The following is a 1,959-nucleotide window of genomic DNA, read 5'->3' on the forward strand; positions in this document are numbered from 1 at the left end:
AAAGCGTCACGTTTTGTTACTACTTCATGTAAGATAGTAACTACATGACTTTTAAAGTTATTATCAATACCATCATTTAGTGCTTCAATTAAGCGCTCTTTATTGTCTAGAACTAACTCTTCAAAGTTATCTGGTATTTTAGAGGTGTCATAACTATTATGCTCTGTAGGAGTAATTACTAATGAAAGGGTTTCGAACAATGCATTTTGAATTCTATCCGTCGCAACTGATTTAGCAAAGCGATATCTGTCTATTAGTAAAGACTCTATGTTTTCCATTTTTACGCTTTGCAAAAAAATGTGTGGCTTGTCTAGAGATAGTTCATTCCTACTACTTCGATATTTTCTGACATTTAAATTCCTTACATAATTAGAAAAAGTTTCAGAAAACTCTCTTACATCAATGGTATTTCGCAGAGGCCTGTATTTGGGGTGGGATAAGAATCTAAGAATATCCTGATACTCTATCTTTATAGATTGTTTAGTAACACCACGTTCAACACCTAAAGATAGAGATGAGCTCTCACCTAAGCAAGATTGGTCTAGTTCGGAAAAATCATAGTCATCAATTGTAATCTGCCCTTCATCATCTATTTTAGATATGTTATTGATGTGTATAACTTCTTCAGTGTTTTCGTTATTTACAACTTTTAGAATAACGGCTCTAACTCTCTCAGACGCAAGAGTCGGACGTTTTCGGTCAAGAACAGCGTGTAATACTTTGAGAAATGTGGTTTTGCCACACCCATTATCACCGTAAATTATAGATACCTGATCTGACGCAAACTGCAACTTCGCTTTTCGACTTTTGGCCTGAAATCCAAATATTTCAATGGAACGTATCTGCAACATTATTTGTAAACCTTTAAGGAACATGTACTTATAACTATTTTATATTCATTTTAACGCATACTCAACTTTTACTCGAAGTTTATTAGCTAACGCTCTAATACACTCCGGATGTGTTTGACAGCCAAAAAGCAATAATCAAGAAAGGATTCTGACCTGTCGATTGAGCGTAATTAGTAAGTCTTAACTCAATAATTTCTAACCTTATATTGACTTGTCTACAACTTCACATTTTATAGTGACTATATTGATTGAGAGCGGGGCTTTCTGTATTCCCTCCAAAGTAAGTAGAGAGACACTATGAAACGTTTAATCCTAAACATCGCACTTTTGGTATTCATGGCGCTTGGTAGCATGAATGCCATGGCCCATGATTCAACGGTTAAGTACGGTATTGCGATATCTCACGATGGTGAGCAAATAGCGTATGGCAAAAGCGGGAGTGGGGATACAGCACTTATCTTCATTCACGGTTGGAGCTTAGACAGCAGGCTGTGGCAAAACCAAGTGAGTGAGTTTTCAAAGCAGTACCAAGTCATCACCATGGACTTAGCAGGGCACGGTAACTCATCGTTCAACCGCGAAGAGTACACCATGGTTGCATTCGCTCAAGACATCAAAGCGGTAATTAAGAAAGAGCAACTCGAGTCCGTCATCTTAGTCGGTCATTCGATGGCGGGTGGTGTGATTGCAGAAGCCGCTAAACTGATGCCGAAAAGAGTGAATGGTGTCGACACATCGCAAAACGTCGCACTAGCCGTTTCACAAAGCGACTTAGATGCAATGACCAAACCTTTTGAAGCAGACTTTCAAGCGGGCATTACTACGTTCGTGAAAGACTCGTTACCAAAAGACGTAGACGCAGATTTACTTTACTGGGTAACGCAAGACATGGCCTCAGCACAGCCAGCTATCGCGATAAACCAGTTCCGCCATTATCTAGGCCAATACGTGACTGGCGAAGCCCACCGCGTGTATGAGAACGTGAGCGTGCCAGTGATATTGGTCAATGCTCGTCTATGGCCAACCGATTCAGAAGCGAACAAGAAACACATCAAGGATTACAGCATTTACTACATTGAAGGTTCAGGCCACTTCCCAATGCTAGAGC

Annotated in this window: 2 protein-coding genes; one reads left to right on the top strand and one right to left on the bottom strand. The window is 39.9% G+C overall.

What is annotated here, in order from left to right:
- Nucleotides 1-851, bottom strand: an 851-nt coding sequence (locus AB4496_RS22360) for an AAA family ATPase (RefSeq protein ID WP_372131998.1), incomplete at its 3' end; no start/stop codon positions are given.
- Between the two features lie 297 nt (nt 852-1,148).
- Between AB4496_RS22360 and AB4496_RS22365 the strand changes: the two genes are divergently transcribed.
- A partial coding sequence (locus AB4496_RS22365; protein ID WP_372132000.1) for an alpha/beta fold hydrolase occupies nt 1,149-1,959 on the top strand: 811 nt, incomplete at its 3' end.

Source organism: Vibrio sp. 10N.222.46.A1 (assembly GCF_041473595.1).
Lineage (GTDB): Bacteria > Pseudomonadota > Gammaproteobacteria > Enterobacterales > Vibrionaceae > Vibrio > Vibrio tasmaniensis_A.